This is a genomic window from Streptomyces sp. MNU89, assembly GCF_020982505.1.
GTDB lineage: Bacteria > Actinomycetota > Actinomycetes > Streptomycetales > Streptomycetaceae > Streptomyces > Streptomyces xinghaiensis.
In genome coordinates this window covers 615,371-631,923 of the sequence record NZ_JAJKLL010000001.1, presented here as the reverse complement: position 1 = coordinate 631,923, position 16,553 = coordinate 615,371, and the positions used below count along the sequence as shown (strand labels likewise).

The window sequence follows — 16,553 nt, the reverse complement described above, 5'->3', positions numbered from 1 at the left end:
TGCGCGCAGCACGACGCATCACCCCTTCCCCTGTTCCGGTCCCGGTCGGTGTTCCGGGCGTGGGCGGACGGTGCCGCCCGCTTCCTTGTCCTCTACCCCGTGTGCCCCCGATCCGTAGAGTGGGACACCGGCGGAGAAACCCGGTGCGGCGGAGGGGGACGGACGGCGTGAAGCGCTACGACCGGCTGAGGGAGATCCTGCGACTGGATCCGGAGCGGGACTTCCTGCGGATCTACCGGCTCATGGCCGCGTACGAGTTCCCCTGGGACATCACCCGTGCCCTGGAACTGGCCCTCTACCGCACCTACGCGGTGCCGCGCATCGGCGGGCTGCTCGCGCGCACCGGGGAGTTCACCGACCGCCCGCAGAAGCGGTACGACGACACCGCACTGCTGCTGGACGCGGTGATGGAGCACGGATTCGACAGCGAGGACGGCCGGACGGCGCTCCGCCGCATCAACCGGATGCACCGCAGCTACGACATCGGCAACGACGACATGCGCTACGTGCTGAGCACCTTCGTCGTCGTGCCGAAGCGGTGGATCGACGCCTACGGCTGGCGGCGGCTCACGGACCACGAACTCCGCGCCATGGTCGCCTACTACCGCACACTCGGCCGCCACATGGGCATCCAGGACATCCCGGAGACCTACGCCGACTTCGAGCGCGGCCTCGACTCCTACGAGGCGGCGCACTTCGCCTGGGACGAGGGCGCGCGGCGCGTCTCCGACGCGACGCTCGACCTGATGGCCTCCTGGTATCCGGCTCCCCTCGCACCGCTCGCGCGCGGAGCGAGCACGGCTCTGCTGGACGACTCCCTGCTGCGTGCCTTCCGCTACGCCCCGCCGAAGCCGGCCGTCCGGGCCGCCGTACGCGGTGCGCTGCGGCTCCGCGGGCGCGCCGTACGGCTGCTGCCACCGCGCGGCAAGCCGCACTACGCGCGGCAGAACCCGCAGATCAAGGGGTATCGCGACGGCTACCGCCTGGCCGAGCTGGGCACGTTCCCGGTGCCCGGGTCCGCCGGCTGCCCCGTCCCGCACGCCGGCGGCCGGCCGTCCTGAGGCCGGTGGGCGCGGGGGCCGGGGTTTCCGTGGTGCCGTCCGGTCATATACCTCCGTCTCGTGCCTTCTTGGAGGAAAAGCGGGTCGACGGGCAGGTATCGGTACCTTCCGATCGCTTCTGAAGGCAGAGCGGTCAAATGCTGCCGAGTTCCGGAGTTCGTCCGGAGTGCCGCCGGTATCCCGCACTAGCGTTCCGGACTCATGGAGCACGAGCAGCCGGGCCGTGCGGGCGCTTCCGCCGCGCGGACCGTGCTGCCGGGGGAGTGAGGAGAACGGGCATGGGCGACGCCGACTGGAACGGTGCCGGTATCCGCCCCGGTGGCGGCCTCGACGGACTGCTGGACGAGCTGGTCGACGAGGTGCCCGGAGTGCGGCACGCGGTTCTGCTGTCCACCGCGGGAGTGGTGACCGGATCCTCGCGGGGCCTCAGCCGGGCGGACGCCCGTCATCTCGCCTCCGTGGCCTCCGGGTTCCACCGCGTGGCCACCGACGCCGGGCGCCGTCTCGGCGCGGGCAGCGGGCGCCGCACCCTGGTGGAACTGGACGCCGGGGGACGGCTGTTCGTCGCCGCCGCGGGCCGGGACGGCTGTCTCGCCGTGCTGGGTGCGGGGGAGGCCGATCCGGGCGTGGTGACCGCCGAGATGGACCGGCTGGCGGGCCGTCTGAGCGGTGTCCGCCGGGCGGTGCCGTCCCCGGTGCCGCCGGGCGCCGCGGGCTGACCTCGCCGGCCCCCGCGCACCCGTCGACCGCGGGGGCGCTTGGGGGCCGCCCGTGGCGCGGGTTCCGCAGCGCTCTTCGCGAACTCGAGTTCGATGTCTCCCGGTTCCACCGTGAATGGCACACATCGTGCGGCCGGTGGCCGGGGGCTGTCTTGCCCCCGGGGCCGCGGTGGGACAGGCTGGCGGCAATCGAGGCGAATCGCCGACGGGGAGGCAGGAATGGCGCTCGGCAAGGGGCTCGACTGGCTGCTGAACGACCTGACGAAGCGACTGGCCTATGTCCGGCACGGGTTGATCCTGTCCAACGACGGCCTGGTGACGGCCGCGAGCGAGGAACTGGGCCGTGAGGACGCCGAGCACCTGGCCGCCGTCTGCTCCGGACTGCACAGCCTCGCCAAGGGATCCGCCCACCACTTCGCCGCCGGCCGGGTGCGCCAGACCATGGTCGAGTTCGATGACGGCGTGCTGTTCGTGACGGCGGCCGGCGACGGAAGCTGTCTGTGCGTGCTCACCGCCGCCGAGGCCGATGTCGGCCAAGTCGCCTACGAGATGACCCTGTTGGTTAACCGGGTGGGCGAGCACCTGGGAGTCGAGGCGCGCGAGCGCGGGCGGCCGGACGGGGTGGACGGGGTGGACGGATTCGGGTTCCGCTGACCGGGGTCCCGCCGGACGGGTTCCGCCGGCCGCGGCCTCGGGGCGACGGTTCCGCACGGAGTTATCCACAGGCCGAGCGGCATGTCCGTGTCCCGCGCTACGGTCGTCACCGTCAGTAGGCGAATGGTGGCGGACCGGAACGGGGAGAGCCATGGCAGCGCAGGTGAGGGACGGACGGCGGCCGGTGGGGCGGAGCGGCGCGCAAGGAGCGCTCGCTCTCCGCGGCGCGGCGGCCCGGCTCGGGCTGAAACCGGGCGAGTTGGAGCTCGGTGTGCGTCTCGGTGAGGTGCGGACGGTCGCCGGTCCGGAGGGGCGCCGCAGGGTCCCGGTGGCCGAGGTGGAGCGACTCCGGTCGGCCGAAGGCTTCCCGGACACACTGCGGGAGCGGGTACGGTCCGTAACGGCGACCGAGGGCGCCGCCCTCCTGGGCATCGGGCCGGCCCGCTTCACGCGGCTGGCCAGGGTGGGCTGTTTCAGCCCCGTCATGTTCTACGTCAACCGCTACCGCGCCCTCGTCTGGCTCTACCCGGTGGCGGAACTGCGGAAGTTCGCCGAGCGGGAGCCCGCTCTGCTCACCGGCAGCACCCCCCAGGGCCTCCGGAAGCTGCTGGACGCCGGTGAGGACTGGCGGGCCCGCAACTGGCGCAGCCGGCGCGTCGCCCAACTGGCGAGGGAAGCGGAGAACGCCTGGGAACGGGCTGCGGTGGCCGCGGCCGTGCTGGGACCCGACCAGTTGGCGGAGGTCGTCGACGACCCCTACGAGCGGGCCCATCTGCGCCGGCTGCGGGCATCGCTGCTGCCCGCGAAGGGCGAGCCCCCGTCCTCCCGGCCGCTGGTGGAGCCGCTGCTCACCGCGGACGATCCGGACGAGATCCTCTGGCACCGGATCAGCCTGGCACTCTGCCTGGACGAGGCCCGGGCGGAGGGCCCCGCGCCCCGTCCCGGAGAGGCCGGGCGGCGCGGGAGGGTGCCGCCCTCGCCGGAGCCCGCACCCCCGGCCGGCGGGGACGGCCACGGCCCGGGAGCGGAGTCCGCCGCCGGGGCCGCTGTGCGCCCGGGGCGCGCCCGGCCTTCCGCCCCGGTGCGGCCCGCCGGGCGGACGGAGCGGAGCGGGCCGCCCGGGAGGCCGGGTCCGCGCGAGCTGTGGCGCCGGCTGCACCGTTCGCGTTCACGCTGAGCACCGGCCCCGGGACGGCTGCCTACCGTCACCGCCCGGGACGGCCGGTGTCCGGAGCGGGGCCGTCCGGGTCTTCCCGGCCCTGCTTGGGCCGGAAGAGCCCCTCCTGCATCACGGACACGAGAAGCCGGCCCTCGCGGTCGAAGATCTGGCCGCGGGCCAGCCCTCTGCCGCCGGTTGCGATGGGCGACTCCTGCTGGTACAGAAACCACTCATCGGTACGGAAGGGCCGGTGGAACCACATCGCGTGGTCGAGGGAGGCCATGTCGAAACCGCGCGAGCCCCAGAGCGGCTCGATGGGCACGCGCACGGCGTCGAGGAGCGTCATGTCGCTGGCGTAGGCGAGGGCGCAGGTGTGGGTCAGCGGGTCGTCGCCGAGCGGGCCGTCCGCCCGCATCCAGACGGCGCTGCGCGGTTCGGCTCCCGTCAGGTCCCCGGTGCTCCACCGCAGCCGCTCCACATAACGGATGTCGAAGGGCTGGCGCCGGGCCATCCGCTCCAGCGCCTCCGGCAGATGGCCGAGATGCCGCCGGATCTCGTCGGTGAGCCGGGGGAGTTCCTCCGGCGCGGGCACCTCGGGCATCGGCAACTGCTGCTCGATTCCCGGCTCCGGCCGGTGGAAGGAGGCCGTCAGATTGAAGATGGTGCGGCCCTGCTGCACCGCCACGACCCGGCGCGTGGTGAACGACCGGCCGTCACGCACCCGCTCCACCTGATAGACGATCGGGACGCCCGGCCGGCCCGGCCGGAGGAAATAGGCGTGCAGGGAGTGGACGGGCCGGTCTCCCTCGGTGGTGCGGCCCGCCGCCACCAGGGCCTGGCCGGCGACCTGCCCGCCGAAGACGCGCTGCAGTGACTCCTCGGGGCTCCTGCCGCGGAAGATGTTCTGCTCGATCGGTTCCAGGTCGAGCAGGGCCACCAGGCCCTCGGCGGGGTTGCCCATCGTGTCTCCTCACATCGTTCCGGGACGCCTCAGGCTAGATCAGCCCGGCGGCCTCGCCCGCACACGGCGGAACGCCCCACCCGCACTCCCTCACCCGCCCGGCACCCACTGGCACCCACCGAGAGGACGGACGGCCATGACCCCCCGGACACACCCCCCGACCGGGCAGAAGCCGCCCGGGGAGGGGTCACAACTGGCCGACGTCCGTGAGACGGACCACCGCGCGGCCCTCCTCGTCGGAGGCCGCGAGGTCCACCTCCGCGCTGATGCCCCAGTCGTGGTCGCCGTTCGGGTCGGCGAAGGTCTGCCGGACCTTCCACAGACCGTGCTCGGGGTCCTCCTCGATGCGCAGCAGTTTCGGGCCGCGCGCGTCCGGGCCGGTGCCCAGGTCGTCGTACTCCTCCCAGTACGCCTCCATGGCGTCGGCCCAGGCGTCCGCGTCCCAGCCGGAGTCGGCGTCCAGCTCGCCCAGCTCCGCGTACTTCTCGATCGCGGCGAGCTCCACCCGCCGGAACATCGCGTTGCGGACCAGGACGCGGAAGGCGCGCGCGTTGGTGGTGACCGGCTTGACCTGGTCGGCCCGCTCCTGGGCCTCCTCCGCCGTCTCCACCTCGGGGTTGGCCAGCTGCTCCCACTCGTCGAGGAGGCTGGAGTCGACCTGCCGGACCATCTCGCCCAGCCAGGCGGTGAGGTCCTGGAAATCGTCGGACTTGAGGTCGTCCGGCACGGTGTGCTCCAGCGCCTTGTACGCGCTCGCGAGGTAGCGCAGCACGATGCCCTCGGTCCGGGCCAGTTCGTAGAAGGCGGTGAACTCCGTGAAGGTCATCGCCCGTTCGTACATGTCCCGGATGACGGACTTCGGCGACAGCGGGTGGTCGCCCACCCATGGGTGGCTCCTGCGGTAGACGTCGTAGGCGTGGAAGAGCACCTCTTCCAGCGGCTTGGGATAGCCGATGTCCTGGAGCCGGTCCATCCGCTCCTCGTACTCCACCCCGTCGGCCTTCATCTGCTGGACGGCCTCGCCGCGGGCCTTGTTCTGCTGGGCGGCGAGGATCTGCCGCGGGTCGTCGAGCGTCGACTCCACCACCGACACCATGTCCAGGGCGTAGGACGGGGATTCCGGGTCGAGCAGGTCGAAGGCGGCCAGCGCGAAGGTGGAGAGCGGCTGGCTGAGCGCGAAGTCCTGCTGGAGGTCGACGGTCAGCCGGACGACCCGGCCCTGCTCGTCGGGCTCGTCGAGCCGCTCGACGACGCCACCGTCCAGCAGGGAGCGGTAGATGGCGATGGCGCGGCGGATGTGGCGCAGCTGGTTCTTCCGCGGTTCGTGGTTGTCCTCCAGCAGCCGGCGCATGGCCTCGAAGGCGTTGCCCGGCCGGGCGATCACCGACAGCAGCATGGTGTGGGTGACCCGGAACCGCGAGGTCAGCGGTTCCGGTTCGGAGGCGATCAGCTTCTCGAAGGTGTTCTGCCCCCAGGAGACGAAACCCTCGGGAGCCTTCTTCCGGACCACCTTCCGGCGCTTCTTGGGATCGTCACCCGCCTTGGCGAGCGCTTTCTCGTTCTCGACGACGTGCTCGGGGGCCTGGGCGACGACGAAGCCGGCGGTGTCGAAACCGGCCCGCCCGGCCCGGCCGGCGATCTGGTGGAACTCCCGCGCCCGCAGGGTCCGCACCCGCTGGCCGTCGTACTTGGTCAGGGCCGTGAACAGCACCGTGCGGATCGGCACGTTGACGCCCACGCCGAGGGTGTCCGTGCCGCAGATGACCTTGAGCAGACCGGCCTGGGCCAGCCGCTCCACCAGGCGCCGGTACTTGGGCAGCATCCCGGCGTGGTGCACCCCGATCCCGTGCCGGACGTAGCGGGAGAGATTGCGGCCGAAGCGGGTGGTGAACCGGAAATTGCCGATCAGCTTGGCGATCTCGTCCTTCTCGGCGCGCGAGCACATGTTGATGCTCATCAGCGCCTGGGCCCGCTCCACCGCCGCCGCCTGGGTGAAGTGCACGATGTACACCGGCGCCTGATGGGTCTCCAGCAGCTCGGTGAGCGTCTCCGTCAGCGGGGTCGTGCGGTACTCGTACGACAGCGGAACGGGCCGGGTCGCGGACCGGACGACGGCGGTGGGCCGGCCCGTGCGCCGGGTCAGGTCCTCCTCGAACCGCGAGACGTCGCCGAGGGTCGCGGACATCAGGACGAACTGCGCCTGGGGCAGCTCCAGCAGCGGGATCTGCCAGGCCCAGCCCCGGTCGGGCTCGGCGTAGAAGTGGAACTCGTCCATCACCACCTGGCCGATGTCGGCGTCCCTGCCGTCGCGCAGCGCGATGGAGGCCAGCACCTCGGCGGTGCAGCAGATGACGGGGGCGTCGGCGTTGACCGAGGCGTCGCCGGTCAGCATGCCCACGTTCTCGGTCCCGAACAGCTTGCACAGGTCGAAGAACTTCTCCGACACGAGTGCCTTGATCGGGGCGGTGTAGAAGGTGACCTCGTCCCGGGCGAGCGCGGCGAAGTGCGCGCCGGCGGCGACCAGGCTCTTCCCCGAGCCGGTCGGCGTGGACAGGATGACGTTCGCCCCGGAGACCACCTCGATCAGCGCCTCCTCCTGGGCGGGATAGAGGGAGATCCCCCGCTCTTCGGACCAGGCCGAGAAGGACTCGAACAGGGCATCGGGATCGGCGTCGCTCGGCAGATGATCGATAAGGGTGGTCACACCCTCCATACTGCCTGCTCCGGCACCGGATCGGGGAACCGGCCGGAGACTCGAAGATCACTCCGGCTAGGCTGGTGCGTCAACGCGGCACCGGCACGGGGCCACAGACGAGCACAAGAGAAAACGGGGGGCGGGCAACCAGATGATGGGACCGGCGCACTCACTGTCCGGAGCCGCGGCCTGGCTGGGGGTGGGCGCCGCCGCCGCGGCCGCGGACCGGCCCATGCCGTGGCCGGTCCTGGTCGTCGGCGCGCTGATCTGCGCGGGCGCGGCCCTCGCCCCCGACCTGGACCACAAGTCGGCGACCATCTCCCGGGCGTTCGGGCCGGTGTCGCGGACCCTCTGCGAGGTCATCGACAAGCTGTCCTCCGCCGTCTACAAGGCGACGAAGAAGCAGGGCGACCCGCGGCGCACCGGCGGACACCGCACACTGACCCACACCTGGCTGTGGGCCGTGCTCGTCGGGACCGGGGTCTCCGTCCTGGCGATGAACGGCGGCCGCTGGGCGGTCCTGGCGATCCTCTTCGTCCACCTCGTGCTCGCCGTCGAGGGACTGCTGTGGCGGGCCGCCCGGGTCTCCAGCGATGTGCTCGTCTGGCTGCTGGGGGCGACCAGCGCCTGGATCCTGGCGGATGTGCTGAACCAGCCCGGCAACGGCGCCGACTGGCTGTTCACCGCACCCGGTCAGGAATACCTGTGGCTGGGACTGCCGATCGTCCTGGGCTCGCTGGTGCACTGCGCGGGCGACGCGATCACCGTCTCCGGCTGCCCCGTGCTGTGGCCGATACCGGTCGGGAACAAGCGCTGGTATCCGGTCGGCCCGCCGAAGGCGATGCGTTTCCGGGCCGGAAGCTGGGTCGAACTCAAGGTGCTGATGCCCGTCTTCATGCTGCTCGGCGGCATCGGAGGGCTGGGAGCGCTCGGCGTCATCTGACGCCCGCCCCCGTCCCGTTGCGTACCCCCGCGCGGCCCGGCCCGCGTGGACGGACACCCGGCCCGCGGCGCCCGAGGAGCCGCGGGCCGAGAGATCCTCAGCCGTGCCAGGAACGCCAGAGGGCGGCGTACGGCCCGCCGGCGGCCACCAGGTCGTCGTGGCTGCCCAGCTCGGTGATCCGGCCGTCCTCCACCACCGCGATCACATCGGCGTCATGGGCCGTGTGCAGCCGGTGCGCGATGGCCACGACCGTACGGCCGTCCAGCACCCGCGCCAGGGAGCGCTCCAGATGCCGCGCCGCCCGCGGGTCCAGCAGCGAGGTGGCCTCGTCCAGCACCAGGGTGTGCGGATCGGCCAGCACCAGCCGCGCCAGGGCGATCTGCTGTGCCTGCGCCGGGGTCAGCGTCAGCCCGCCCGAGCCGACCTCGGTGTCCAGGCCGTCAGCGAGGGCCCGCGCCCAGTCCGCGGCGTCCACGGCGCCGAGTGCCGCCCACAGCTCCGCGTCGCCGGCACCGGTCCGGGCCAGCAGCAGATTGTCCCGCAGCGAGCCCACGAACACATGGTGCTCCTGGTTGACCAGCGCCACGTGGGCCCGCACCCGCTCGGCGGGCATCCGCGCCAGCTCGGCGCCGCCGAGCGTGACGGCGCCGGTCCGGGGCGCGTAGATCCCGGCGAGGAGCCGGCCGAGCGTGGACTTGCCGGCCCCGGACGGCCCCACGAGCGCCAGCCGGGTCCCCGGGCGGATGTCCAGGGACACTCCGTGCAGCACATCGCCGTTCGCGTGGTAGCCGAACCGGACCCCGTCGGCGCGGACCTCCCTCCCGGCCGGGGCGACCCGGTCGTCCCCGGCGCCCTCCTCGATCTCCCGGACGCCGACCAGCCGGGCCAGGGAGACCTGTGCCACCTGGAGTTCGTCGTACCAGCGCAGGATCAGGCCCACGGGTTCGGTCAGCATCTGGGCGAGCAGTGCCCCGGTCGTCAGGGCCCCGACCGTCATCCAGCCGTTCAGGACACAGACACCACCGATCATCAGCGCGGCCCCGAGGATCGTCATGTGCGAGGCGTTGATCACGGGAAAGAGCACGGACCGCAGCCAGAGCGTGTACCGCTCCCACGCCGTCCATTCCCGGACGCGCCGGTCCGAGAGCGCGATCCGGCGAGCGCCCAGGCGGTGCGCCTCGATGGTCCGCCCCGCGTCCACGGTCTCGGCGAGCACGGCGGCCACCGCCGCGTATCCGGCGGCCTCCGAACGGTAGGCGGCGGGCGCCCTGCGGTAGTACCAGCGGCAGCCGACGAGCAGGACGGGCAGCGCCACGAGAACGGCCAGGGCCAGCGGAGGCGCGGTCACCGCCATACCGGTCAGCAGCAGCCCCGCCCACACCACGCCGATGCACAGCTGCGGCACGGCCTCGCGCATGGCCTCGGCCAGGCGGTCGATGTCGGTGCTGATGCGGGAGAGCAGATCCCCCGTCCCGGCCCGTTCCAGCACGCCGGGGGGCAGCGCCACCGAGCGGACCAGGAAGTCCTCGCGGAGATCGGCCAGCATCCGCTCACCGAGGACCGCGCCGCGCAGCCGCACCAGCCGCACGAAGACGGTCTGCACGGCGAGCGCCACCGTGAACAGCGCGATGACACGCGGCAGACCGGCCTCCCCCGCGCCGGCGGCGAGATCCTCGACCAGGCCGCCCAGCAGGTACGGGCCCACCATGGAGGCGGTCACCGCGACGGCGTTGACCGCCACGAGCAGGGCGAACGCCCGCCGGTGCCGCCGCAGCAGCTCCCGCACATAGCCGCGGACGGTCGCGGGGGAGCCGACCGGCAGGGTGGTCGCCGACTCCGGTGCCGCCGGGTCGTACGCCGGGGGTGCCACACCGATCATGCCGTCTCCTCGATGCCCGTCCGGGCGGTCCGCGCCGCCGGGCCGTTCCGGTGGTGTGCCGCTGCCGCGTGCGGCGGTCTCTCCTCCGCGCCGCGGGTGACGACGGCGCGGTACCCGGGGTGCGTGCGCAGCAGTTCGCGGTGGGTGCCGGCCGCGGCGGCCTCCCCGCCGGGCAGGAACACCACCCGGTCGGCCCGGTCCAGCAGCAGCGGACTGGAGGAGAGGACCACCGTCGTCCGGCCCGCGCGCAGCCTCCGCAGCCCGTCGGCGATCCGCGCCTCGGTGTGCGAGTCGACGGCGCTCGTCGGCTCGTCCAGTACCAATACCTCCGGGTCCGTCACCAGCGAGCGGGCCAGCGCCAGCCGCTGCCGCTGCCCGCCGGAGAGCGAACGCCCGCGTTCGGTGATCCGCGCCTCCCGCGGGTCACCGGAACCGGGCCCGGTGGCCTGGGCGAGCGCGGCCAGGACGTCATCGCACTGGGCGGCGTCGAGAGCGTCCCCCGCGGTGACCGTTCCCCGCGACGGAACGTCGAGAAGCTCCCGGAGAGTGCCGGACAGCAGCACCGGGTCCTTGTCCTGGACGAGGACGGCCGTCCGGGCCTCCTCCAGCGGGAGTTCGTCGAGCGCGGCCCCGCCCAGCAGGACGGACGGCCGGTCCGGTTCCTCCTCCCGCTGCGGGGCATGCCCGCCGAGCCGGTCGGCGAGCCGCCCGGCCACGTCCGGGTCACCGCAGACGGCGACGGTCAGCAGCCCGGCCGGCGCGTGCAGCCCGCTCACCGGGTCGTACAGATCGCCGGTCAGCGGCCCCCCGGCGCCCCCGGCACCCCCGGCGGGGTCCGCTCCACCGGACGCGGTGTCCGGGCCGGCCGGACGGGTCCGGCGCAGCGCCAGCACGCGCGCGGCGCGCTTCGCCGAGGGCTTGGAGAAGGAGTACGCCATCGCGATCTCCTCGAAGTGCCGGAGCGGAAAGAGCAGGAAGGTCACCGCGCCGTAGACGGCGACCAGTTCACCGAGCGAGATCCGCCCCTCCCGGGCCAGCGTGACGCCGTGCCAGACCACCGCGATCAGCAGCAGCCCCGGCAGCAGCACCTGCACCGCGCTGATCAGCGCCCACATCCGGGCGCTGCGCACGGCGGCGCTCCGCACCTCCTGGGAGGCCCGCCGGTAGCGGTCCAGGAACAGCTCCTCGCCGCCGATGCCGCGCAGCACCCGCAGCCCGGCCACCGTGTCCGAGGCCAGCTCCGTGGCGCGGCCCGCCTTCGCCCGCTGGGCGTCGGCCCGGCGGGTGGCGGGCGGCAGCAGTGGCAGCACGGCCAGCACGAGCAGCGGTACGCCCACGGCCACGACCACACCCAGGGACGGCTGGGCCACGAGCAGAACCGCGCAGACGCCGACCGTCGTGACGGCGGCCGCGGTGAAGCGGGAGAGGGCCTCCACGAACCAGCCGATCTTCTCCACGTCACCGGTCGACACCGCGGTGATCTCGCCCGCCGCGACCCTCCGGGTCAGGGTGGAGCCCATCTCGGCGGTCTTGCGGGCGAGCAGCTGCTGCACCCGCGCGGCGGCGGTGATCCAGTTGGTGACGGCGGCGCGGTGGAGCATGGTGTCGGCCACCGCGATCACCGTGCCGAGCAGGGCGATCAGCCCGCCGGCCAGCGCCAGCCGTCCACCGGAGCGGTCCACCACGGCCTGCACGGCGACACCCACCACCAGCGGCACCGTGGCCAGCCCGGCCATGTGGAGCGTGCCCCACCCCAGGGACTTGAGCTGGCCGCCCAGTTGCCGCCTGCCCAGCCACAGCAGGAAGCGCCCGCCGGACCGTACGTCCGGGGAGCCCGGGTCGGTGTACGGAAGATCGTGGATCTGCATGACGTCCCAGGGGGTCGGTGTCGGCGGGCGGGGGCGTGGCAAGAGTCGCGTTCGCGCCCGCTCGGCTTCAACCGGTTTTCCGGCGGGTGGGACGATGGGGCCATGTGCATCACCGGTACCCAGCGGACCACGGCCGCGGCCCTGACGGCCGCCGCCCTCCTCACCGGCTGCGGTGCGGCGGGCGGTGGAGCCCCGCGCGCGGACGGGGAGCGCCCCGCCCGCGGCGCCTCGCCCGCGGCCGACCCGACCCGGCTCCCCGGGGTCGGCGACCGGCTCCACGCCCGGGTCCCGGAGAGCTCCCGGCAGGCCGTCGTCGTCTACGGCGAGGGCCGGGACTCCGCCGACGCCGAGGCCGTGCTGTACACCCGGAAGGGGGAAACCTGGGACCGCACCCGCGCCTGGCCCGCCCACAACGGCAAGCGCGGCTGGACGCCGGACCACCGCGCGGGCGACAAACGCAGCCCCTCCGGAGTGTTCACGCTCTCCGACGCAGGCGGCGTGCTGGCCGACCCCGGCGCGAAACTGCCGTACACCCGCTCCGCGGCCTTCGCCGCTCCCCGCTCCTGGGCGAAGACGCACTGGCACGACTTCGACTACGTCATAGCCATCGACTACAACCGGGTGAAGGGCACCCCTCCGAACGACCCGAACCGCCCCCGGGGCGAGGACAAGGGCGGCTACATCTGGCTGCACCTGGACCACGGCAGCGGCACCTCCGGCTGCGTCAGCCTCCCGAAGACCGGGATGGAGTATCTGCTCCGCACGCTCGACCCGGAGGCGGATCCGGTGGTGGTGATGGGGGAGAAGAACTACCTGAAGGGCTGACGGGCGCGGCCCCGGCCGGGGGCCGGAGGAAGCCGCCGACGCGCCCGCGGCCGTCGGGTTAGGCTCCGAAAGCCGTCGCCGGGCCCGCTCCCGGGCCCGCCGCCCGATCACCCGCGGAGGCTCCGCTGGCCGGAACACCAGCATCGCGAAGGAACCCATGCGCCACCACGACCTGAGCACCGGACCCGACGGCCAGTGGACCCCGCCGGTGCCCGACTCGGAGCGCCCGGTCGAACTGCGGCGCGTGCTGCGCCTGTTCCTCCCGTACCGGGGCCGGCTGGCGGTCGTCGGGCTGCTCGTCGGCGCCTCCTCCCTCGTCTCCGTGGCCACGCCGTTCATGCTGCGCGAGATCCTCGACACCGCGATTCCGGAGGGCCGCACCGGGCTGCTGAGCCTGCTCGCCCTCGGCATGCTGGCCGCCGCCGTGGCCGGGGGCGTCTTCGGCGTGCTGCAGACGCTGATTTCGACGACCGTCGGCCAGCGGGTGATGCACGATCTGCGCACCGCCGTCTACGACCGGCTGCAGCGGATGCCGCTCGCCTTCTTCACCCGCACCCGCACCGGGGAGGTCCAGTCCCGGATCGCCAACGACATCGGCGGGATGCAGGCCACCGTCACCTCCACGGCCACCTCGCTGGTCTCCAACCTCACCAGCGTCGTCGCCACCGTCGTGGCCATGCTGGCCCTGGACTGGCGGCTGACCGTGGTCTCCCTGCTCCTGCTGCCGCTGTTCGTCTGGATCAGCCGCCGCGTCGGACGGGAGCGGAAGAAGATCACGGCGCAGCGGCAGAAGCAGATGGCGGCGATGTCCGCCATGGTCACCGAGTCCCTCTCGGTCAGCGGCATCCTGCTCGGCCGGACCATGGGGCGGGCGGACTCCCTCGCGGACCAGTTCGCCGGCGAGTCCGAACGGCTGGCGCGGCTGGAGATCCGCTCCAGCATGGCGGGCCGCTGGCGCATGGCCGTCATCGGCGTCGTCATGGCCGCCATGCCCGCGATCATCTACTGGGCCGCCGGGATGGCGCTGCGCGGGGGCGGACCGCAGATCTCCATCGGCACGCTCGTGGCCTTCGTCTCGCTGCAGCAGGGCCTCTTCCGGCCCACGGTCAGCCTGCTGTCCACCGGGGTCCAGCTGCAGGCGTCACTCGCCCTCTTCCAGCGCATCTTCGAGTACCTCGATCTGCGGGTGGACATCACCGAACCGGAGCAGCCGGTACATCTGGAGCGGGTGCGCGGCGAAGTGCGCTTCGACGGCGTCGAGTTCCACTACGACCGGGACGGCGCGCCGCCCACGCTCTCCGGCCTCGACCTCACCGTCCCGGCCGGCGGCAGCCTCGCCGTGGTCGGCCCCACCGGCTCCGGCAAGAGCACGCTCGGCTATCTCGTCCCGCGCCTGTACGACGTCACGGGCGGCCGGGTGCTGCTCGACGGCACCGACGTCCGCGACCTCTCCTTCGACACCCTCGCCCGGGCCGTGGGCGTCGTCTCCCAGGAGACGTACCTCTTCCACGCCTCGGTCGCCGACAACCTCCGCTTCGCCAGGCCGGGGGCCACCGACGAGGAGATCCGCGACGCCGCCCGGGCCGCCCAGATCCACGAGCACATCGAGAGTCTCCCGGACGGCTACGACACCCTCGTCGGTGAACGCGGCTACCGCTTCTCCGGCGGCGAGAAGCAACGTCTGGCCATCGCCCGGACGATTCTGCGCGACCCGCCGGTCCTCATCCTCGACGAGGCCACGAGTGCCCTCGACACCCACACCGAGCAGGCCGTGCAGCGGGCGATCGACGAACTCTCCGCACGGCGTACGACGATCACCATCGCCCACCGGCTCTCCACCATCCGCGAGGCGGACCAGATCGTGGTCCTCGCCGGCGGGCGGATCGCGGAACGCGGCACCCACGCGGAACTCATGGCCCGCGGCGGGCGCTACGCGGCCCTCGTCCGGCGGGACGCCGAAACGGCACGGGGCCCGGGCGCCGGGGACGCCCCTGCCACCGCCGGAGAGGGAACCGAAGCCGCCGCCGCGGCCGGTGCCCCCGGTCCCACCGCCCGGAGCGGCCCGGACCCCGCGGCCGCTCCGGTGGCCGCCGGCCCCTGAACGGACGGGCCGCTCAGCCGGCGGCCCGCGCCGGTGTCTCCAGCAGCCGCCGCACCTCGCGCACCGCCGCCCGCCCGTACCGGTTGGCGCCGATGGTGCTCGCCGACGGCCCGTAGCCGACCAGATGGACCCGCGGGTCGCGGACCGAGCGGGTGCCCTCCAGCCGGATGCCGCCGCCCCGTTCGCGCAGGCGCAGCGGTGCCAGATGGTCCAGGGCCGCGCGGAAGCCGGTGGCCCAGAGGATCGAGTCGGCCGCGGCCGTGCCGCCGTCGTCCCAGGCCACGCCCTCCGGGGTGATCCGGGTGAACATCGGACGCGGTTCCAGCACGCCGCTCTCCCGGCCGCGCCGCACCGCCTCGTTCATGACCAGACCGGTCACCGACACCACGCTTCGCGGCGGCAGTCCGGCCCGCACCCGCTCGTCGACCAGGGCGACCGCCTCCCGGCCGCGCCGTTCGTCGAACGGCCCGTCCCGGAAGACCGGCGGGCGCCGGGTCACCCAGAGCGTGTCCGCCACCTCGGCGATCTCCAGCAGATGCTGGACGGCGGAGGTGCCGCCGCCCACCACGACCACCCGCTCACCCGCGAAGTCCTCCGGTCCCCGGTAGCCGGCCGTGTGGAGCTGCCGTCCGCGGAAGGTCTCCGCGCCCGGGTAGTGCGGCAGGAACGGGCGGTCCCAGGTGCCGGTCGCGTTGACCAGCGCCCGCGCCGACCAGTCGCCGTCGTCCCGGGTGCGCACCAGCAGCCGTCCCCCGGCGCCCTCGGACACGGAGGCGACGTCCACCGGCCGGCGCACCCGCAGGTCGAACGCCCGCTCGTAGCGGGCGAAGTAGTCGCCGATGACCTCGGAGGACGGCCGGTCCTCCGGAGCGTCAACCAGCGGTAGCCCCGGCAGGTCGTACATGCCGTGCACCTTGCCGTACGTCAGGGACGGCCAGCGGAACTGCCAGGCGCCGCCGGGCGCGGGGGAGTGGTCCAGGACGACGACGTCGCGGTCCGGGGCGAAGCCGGCGCGCCGCAGGTGGTACGCGGCTGACAGACCGGCCTGCCCGGCGCCGACGACGGCCACGTCCACGTACCGTGTCTCCACATCCGTCATGGCTCGGACAACGCCACGGGGCCCCGGAGTCTTCCCCTCCGGGCCCGGTCGGCCAGGATGGGGGCATGTCCGATGCCTTTCACACCCGCACGATCGACATCGCCACCGGCTCCGCGGAGACGGTCCACGACCTGACGGGGGCCTGCGTGGAATTCCTGCGCACGTCGGCCTCGGGGCGCGACGGTCTGCTCAACATCTTCGTGCCGCACGCCACCGCCGGGATCGCGATCCTCGAAACCGGCGCGGGCAGCGACGACGACCTGCTCGCCACACTGCACGACCTGCTGCCCGCCGACGACCGGTGGCGGCACCGGCACGGCAGCCCGGGGCACGGCCGCGACCACGTCCTCCCCGCCCTCGTGCCGCCGCACGCCACGCTGCCGGTGGTCGGCGGACGGCTGGAGCTGGGCACCTGGCAGTCGGTCTGCCTGGTCGACACCAACAGGGACAATCCGGAGCGTCAGGTCAGGCTGAGTTTCCTGGGCTGACCAAGAGCGCCCCGGGCGGCCGGCCGTTCCTCCGCCTCACGCTGCGGCGCCCCGACGCCGCCGGGCGCGACGCGCCGGACGGTCCGTCGGCGTCGCCCCGG

13 protein-coding genes are annotated in these 16,553 nt (G+C 73.5%); 8 read left to right on the top strand and 5 right to left on the bottom strand.

Annotated elements, in window-relative coordinates:
- Positions 1–167: 167 nt before the first annotated feature.
- The 4 genes from E4N63_RS02735 (at position 168) to E4N63_RS02720 (ending at position 3,611) form a co-directional block, all read left to right on the top strand.
- Positions 168–1,061: an oxygenase MpaB family protein gene (locus E4N63_RS02735; RefSeq protein WP_230239797.1), complete on the top strand. Its 894-nt coding sequence runs from the start codon at positions 168–170 to the stop codon at positions 1,059–1,061.
- 278 nt (positions 1,062–1,339) lie between these two features.
- Positions 1,340–1,780: a roadblock/LC7 domain-containing protein gene (locus tag E4N63_RS02730; protein WP_125623159.1), complete on the top strand. Its 441-nt coding sequence runs from the start codon at positions 1,340–1,342 to the stop codon at positions 1,778–1,780.
- A gap of 219 nt (positions 1,781–1,999) precedes the next feature.
- On the top strand, positions 2,000–2,434 hold the full coding sequence (locus E4N63_RS02725; protein WP_125623160.1) for a roadblock/LC7 domain-containing protein: 435 nt from the start codon (positions 2,000–2,002) through the stop codon (positions 2,432–2,434).
- Between the two features lie 151 nt (positions 2,435–2,585).
- Positions 2,586–3,611, top strand: a complete 1,026-nt coding sequence (locus E4N63_RS02720; protein WP_230239796.1) for a DUF6397 family protein — start codon at positions 2,586–2,588, stop codon at positions 3,609–3,611.
- Between the two features lie 28 nt (positions 3,612–3,639).
- On the opposite strand, the gene tesB is transcribed toward E4N63_RS02720, so the two are convergent.
- On the bottom strand, positions 3,640–4,554 hold the full coding sequence (gene tesB / locus E4N63_RS02715; RefSeq protein ID WP_230239795.1) for an acyl-CoA thioesterase II: 915 nt from the start codon (positions 4,552–4,554) through the stop codon (positions 3,640–3,642).
- A 187-nt stretch (positions 4,555–4,741) separates the two neighbouring features.
- Positions 4,742–7,267 (bottom strand): RNA helicase, encoded by a 2,526-nt coding sequence (locus tag E4N63_RS02710; RefSeq protein WP_125623163.1) that lies wholly within the window; start codon positions 7,265–7,267, stop codon positions 4,742–4,744.
- Between the two features lie 133 nt (positions 7,268–7,400).
- Between E4N63_RS02710 and E4N63_RS02705 the strand changes: the two genes are divergently transcribed.
- A complete protein-coding gene (locus tag E4N63_RS02705) occupies positions 7,401–8,192 on the top strand; it encodes a metal-dependent hydrolase (RefSeq protein ID WP_043461176.1) in 792 nt (263 codons plus the stop codon).
- Positions 8,193–8,289: 97 nt separating this feature from the next.
- Here the strand turns inward: E4N63_RS02705 and E4N63_RS02700 are convergent, their stop codons facing one another.
- Positions 8,290–10,071, bottom strand: coding sequence for an ABC transporter ATP-binding protein (locus E4N63_RS02700; RefSeq protein ID WP_230239794.1), 1,782 nt, complete (start codon positions 10,069–10,071; stop codon positions 8,290–8,292).
- Positions 10,068–11,939: an ABC transporter ATP-binding protein gene (locus E4N63_RS02695; protein WP_125623165.1), complete on the bottom strand. Its 1,872-nt coding sequence runs from the start codon at positions 11,937–11,939 to the stop codon at positions 10,068–10,070. Before E4N63_RS02695 ends, E4N63_RS02700 begins: the two co-directional genes overlap by 4 nt.
- 102 nt (positions 11,940–12,041) lie before the next feature.
- On the opposite strand from E4N63_RS02695, the gene E4N63_RS02690 reads away from it, so the two are divergent.
- Positions 12,042–12,764 (top strand): L,D-transpeptidase family protein, encoded by a 723-nt coding sequence (locus E4N63_RS02690; protein ID WP_230239793.1) that lies wholly within the window; start codon positions 12,042–12,044, stop codon positions 12,762–12,764.
- Between the two features lie 157 nt (positions 12,765–12,921).
- Positions 12,922–14,865: an ABC transporter ATP-binding protein gene (locus E4N63_RS02685; RefSeq protein WP_230239792.1), complete on the top strand. Its 1,944-nt coding sequence runs from the start codon at positions 12,922–12,924 to the stop codon at positions 14,863–14,865.
- Between the two features lie 13 nt (positions 14,866–14,878).
- On the opposite strand, the gene E4N63_RS02680 is transcribed toward E4N63_RS02685, so the two are convergent.
- Positions 14,879–15,964: an FAD-dependent oxidoreductase gene (locus E4N63_RS02680; RefSeq protein WP_230239791.1), complete on the bottom strand. Its 1,086-nt coding sequence runs from the start codon at positions 15,962–15,964 to the stop codon at positions 14,879–14,881.
- A gap of 65 nt (positions 15,965–16,029) precedes the next feature.
- Here E4N63_RS02680 and E4N63_RS02675 point away from each other — a divergent pair, with 65 nt between their 5' ends.
- The gene (locus E4N63_RS02675; protein WP_019706154.1) at positions 16,030–16,452 is read left to right on the top strand and encodes a secondary thiamine-phosphate synthase enzyme YjbQ; all 423 of its coding nucleotides are present in this window, start codon (positions 16,030–16,032) and stop codon (positions 16,450–16,452) included.
- Positions 16,453–16,553 lie beyond the last annotated feature (101 nt).